This is a genomic window from Caballeronia arationis, assembly GCF_001544975.2.
In the GTDB taxonomy this organism is placed as follows: domain Bacteria; phylum Pseudomonadota; class Gammaproteobacteria; order Burkholderiales; family Burkholderiaceae; genus Caballeronia; species Caballeronia arationis.
In genome coordinates this window covers 1-4,169 of the sequence record NZ_FCOG02000277.1, presented here as the reverse complement: position 1 = coordinate 4,169, position 4,169 = coordinate 1, and the positions used below count along the sequence as shown (strand labels likewise).

General features: G+C 59.6%; 4 protein-coding genes and 1 pseudogene. 3 read left to right on the top strand and 2 right to left on the bottom strand.

Going from position 1 to position 4,169, the window contains the following annotated elements:
• Nucleotides 1–578: 578 nt before the first annotated feature.
• Nucleotides 579–1,556, bottom strand: a complete 978-nt coding sequence (locus AWB81_RS40865; protein WP_235026183.1) for a MerR family transcriptional regulator — start codon at nt 1,554–1,556, stop codon at nt 579–581.
• Nucleotides 1,557–2,348: 792 nt separating this feature from the next.
• Here AWB81_RS40865 and AWB81_RS47840 point away from each other — a divergent pair.
• Nucleotides 2,349–2,591, top strand: a complete 243-nt coding sequence (locus tag AWB81_RS47840; protein WP_235026182.1) for an Xre family toxin-antitoxin system antitoxin — start codon at nt 2,349–2,351, stop codon at nt 2,589–2,591.
• Nucleotides 2,592–2,770: 179 nt separating this feature from the next.
• Nucleotides 2,771–2,881 (top strand): annotated as a pseudogene (locus tag AWB81_RS47835) (flagellar biosynthetic protein FliR); the annotation flags it as partial.
• A 9-nt stretch (nt 2,882–2,890) separates the two neighbouring features.
• On the opposite strand, the gene AWB81_RS40850 reads toward AWB81_RS47835, so the two are convergent.
• Nucleotides 2,891–3,247 (bottom strand): hypothetical protein, encoded by a 357-nt coding sequence (locus AWB81_RS40850; RefSeq protein WP_062644112.1) that lies wholly within the window; start codon nt 3,245–3,247, stop codon nt 2,891–2,893.
• A 596-nt stretch (nt 3,248–3,843) separates the two neighbouring features.
• Between AWB81_RS40850 and AWB81_RS40840 the strand changes: the two genes are divergently transcribed.
• The coding region (locus tag AWB81_RS40840) for a DUF502 domain-containing protein (protein WP_200822630.1) at nt 3,844–4,169 on the top strand (326 nt) is incomplete at its 3' end.

The window sequence follows — 4,169 nt, the reverse complement described above, 5'->3', positions numbered from 1 at the left end:
ATCACGATGATTGCCGATCCTTCCCTGACCAACGAAAGCGCGGTGAAGACGAATGCGTGGGAGACCGACGACCGCTAGGCTACTGCCACGAACGCACGACGCGAATGTTGTTAGCAACCTGCCTCGCGACGATAAGCGAGCGAAGGTGCGGTTTGAGTACCAGCGCATCCTAGCTTTCGGCAGTCGCTGGATAGGGTCGCTCGCGGTCTCCGGCATCGCCGGCAACGTTTCGAGATATAGAGAAGAACAACTATGAAGGTCGTGGCCAACGCGATGGCAGGACTCTCATGAAGATCCTCGGCGGTCGCGGTTCGGCCGTGACGTAAGGCAGAAGGCGGCACTCGGGCCAATTTCTGACATTCGCCGAAGGTTGATCATGGGCACTCGATGGCCACTTTTCTTTGAGCGTGGCCGCTCGCGTATTTTCGAGTCGTAACATTTGGGCGCCCATGGTCATGCCGGGAAATAAGGGCAACATTCCGGTATGTTCGGCATTTCGTCCAATTTCTATCGGACCGAGCGGGATGCTCGAAACTGCTTGTCGGACTCTCGGCGCAAGGGATGCCCGCCACATTCGATCATGGCAAATGCAATTGACGCCATTCCGCGACAGTTTTATCGATCTGGTTCAGACCTGTCACGGGATGCACGCCGTCATCAAATTTGTGGCGCAGCGCCGGGCTGCTTCCACCGACCCAGACGGGCACGTGCGGTGGCAACATGTGGCGAAGATCTGTCAGGCCTTTCGCGACGGACTGCGCGGGCAGCGTTGCAGTGAAAGAGAGCGCAACGACATCAATCTGATGCGCTGCTACCGCATCGACGATATCGTGCAGCGGCGTCTGCAACCCCAGTTGCACGCATTCGCATTCGGAGAGCGTGAACATCGCTTCGGCCATCAGGATGCCGAGACCGTGCGCTTCGCCCGAGAGCGTCGTGAGCAGCACGCGCGGCCGCCCGCCGCGCCCGCGCACGACGTCGGACAACGGGCGCATCAGCGAGCGCATCGTGGACTGGATCGCCTCGCTGAACTGATGTTCGTGATAGACCTGCAAGGTGCCCGCCGCCCACGCATTCCCGACGCGCGCCGAGAGCGGCGCCGCGACGTCCACCACGAAGCGCTCGAGTCCGTCGCGGGTCGCCCGCTTCAGCAGGTCGAAACGGAACCCGTCGTAGGCGCTCGCGCGCAAAAGCGAGATCAGATAGTCGAGTTCGGCGTCCGGCGCATCCTGTCCGACGCCGGAACTCTCGGCCAGATGCTGAAGCACGTCGATCGATTGCCCGAGCACCTTGCTCGGCCGGTGTCCTGCGTCGAGCAGCCGCTTGACGAGCCGCAACTTCGTCACCTGCTCCTGCGAATAGAGCCGCTCGCCGCCGGACGAGCGCATCGGCTGCGGAAAACCGTAGCGGCGTTCCCAGACGCGCAGCGTGTCCTTCGTTACACCGAGTTCCTGAGCGATTATCGCAATGCCGATCCCCGCCACGCCCGCCGCCGGAGTGGGCGTAAAAACACGTTCCGACGCGTTGGCGCTTTTACCGGCCGGGTCCGAATCCATGACTTGTTCTGGCGGATTTGTCATATCTTGACCGGTCAACGGAAACATAGACGGGCTTGCGCCCTGCACCCGGCAAATTTCTATCATAGACAAAATCGAAAGTGTTGGTGCTGTTAAGCGGAGCCAGGACCATAGGCGACCCCGGGTAAAACGCGACCCTGAGGGGTCACCGACGGTGTAGTCGAACGAGACGGATGCGTTCCGTACGGTCTGTAGCAAGGCGATGCGATTGTCACCGGACCGGGTCGGTCGAAGTTTCAACCAGCCTGGTCTGAGTCGGACTTCCCGCTCGCGACTACGTCACGCTTACACCGGACGGTTTCCATCTGTGTCTGGAAAAGCCGATTGTCATGGAAGAGTTGGCGGAGCCTAGCGCCTTCGCGGCCAGAGACCTCTGAACCTTGTTGCGGGCGAGTGCCCTGTGCGCAGTCGGCCACATCAAGACTCATGAGCCGAACCGGTGCGACGATCCCCGCCGGCGATGTAATCCGCGAAGAACCGAAATAAACTGCGCTCCTTCGGCGATACCCAACCGGGCAGCGCTCGAGGGCCTCGCGTTACCAAATCCCATCACTGCTCCGCCTTTATTTCTGAACGTTTGCAAAACTAGACGCCAAATGGCAGGAGGCGTTATGGACGTCAGAGAAAGAGTTTCGGCCGATTCGTTGCTGGGTGGGCGACTGGTCTTGCCGCGCGCGCCCCGCTCCGGTCTCGAATGGGTGGATATTGTTCGTCAAGGTATCCTCACAGGCGCTCGACTCGATCCTTCAATCCGACATTCCAGAGCGCACCTTGGCACGGCGCAAGTGCGAAGGCGTCTTTAGCCGCGAGGAATCGGCCAAGCTACTGCGACTCGCGCGCGTCGCGGCACGCTCTGCGGAAGTGTTTGAACATCTCGACCTCGCTATCGGGTGGCTCAAATCGCCGACGGCCGCGCTCGGGGGCGTCACGCCGCTCAGTCTCATTGATACGGACATTGGTGCCGATAGCGTGATGGATACGCTCGGACGCATCGAACATAGTGTCTTCGCGTGACGGTAACGGCGTGGCGCGTGGTGACCGAGCGATATGCCGACAGCGCCTTCACTGGCGAAGGTGCACGACTCTACAACCCCAGTCACTCTGACTCCGCGCACATTGAGATTGGTGCACCTGGTGAATGGGATACGGACCCGCGGCTGTTGCGCCGCGCTGCCGCGAAAGACTCGTGACGCATGCTCGTCGGCAAACTGCTCCTGTAGTTGATGCTGCCGAACATGATCCCTTTCTTCTCGCACCTGTTCGATCTTGGGATCAACGAATTGGGCGCGTCGCGACCGGGCTGAAATAAAGGGTCAGCGGATCATGGCTGTCTCGTCGTTCCAGGCACGAGCAGAGCCTGAGGGGCTCGTGTCGATCGGGACGACCGAGCGACTTCTCATGTCATCCATCGACGCGGACGGCAACATCTCGTAGCCACCACTTCCTTTGATCAGGTCAACGCTTTCGACGTGCTCTCCCTCCTCCTCTTCGAAGAGTGTCCGGACATCGCGGCCGTCGGGAATGAGCCGGATATCAAGTCTGAAGGTCGCGTTTTTTTCGTCAAACTCGAATTTGCTTGCACGCGGATTGGTTGAATGTACATGGATGACCAGCAGGCAAAGATTATCCCTATAAGGCAAAACGCGGGTGTCAAGCGAGATGTTGTTCATTCAGCTTGCCGTTCCGGCAATAATGTACTTATAGGGCGGCAAGCACTTTGAGAAAAAGCTCTGCCTTCTTGTTTGCATCTTCCAGTTGTGAGCCCCCGCCCTTTAGGTTTGTGGTCCACAGGATTGCAAGGACAGCAAGGCAACTATCACAGAACCACCCGCATATCACCGTTGTGACTTTCTTATTCATCTGGCGGGTCTCAGAGCAGGGGGCACGCCATCATAGCGAAAAGCCGATCCAGCGAAAAAAATTCACGCGCGGGCAAATCCGGCTTCTAAATCATAGCCCGAGCATTCGCCGCTCCGATTTTCCGAGGCCACGCTGCCCGCATTATTCGTCCCTTGCAAAAGATGACGTCGTATCCCAGACTAGACGATGCGAATGGGGCTCGCAACCTGACTCGCCCGCGCGGTCGTTGTCGTCAATCCGCCGTATTGAGTTCGGACCGTAGGGGCCGCGAAACCCGTGCCCCCTTCGTCCCGAATCGGTGTCGCGTCGGTCCCGGCGACCGGCTGCCCCGGCTCCCGTGGCGCGGCCGAGGAGGCCTGCTCCCGCATGCGCACACGGTGATTTCCAGGCCTACGAGAGGCAACCCATGAAACAGATAATGGCGTCCGCGTTAAAGGCCCTGGTCCGGGGTCTGCTCATTATCATTCCCATCTATCTTGCCATTCTGCTGCTGCTCAAGGGAATGAAATCTGTCGGGACCCTCGTCAGCCCGTTCGCCCGGATCCTTCCCGAGTGGCTTCCAGCCGAGGGGCTCCTGTCGCTTTTGCTATGTCTCGCGATTTGCATCGCCGTCGGTGCCTCGGTCGGCACCCGCTTGGGGCAGCGAGTCCGGAGAAAGCTCGAAGCAACGGTCTTTGAGAGGATCCCCGGCTATGCGCTCATCCGCAGTCTCACACATCAGGTAGCGGGGGA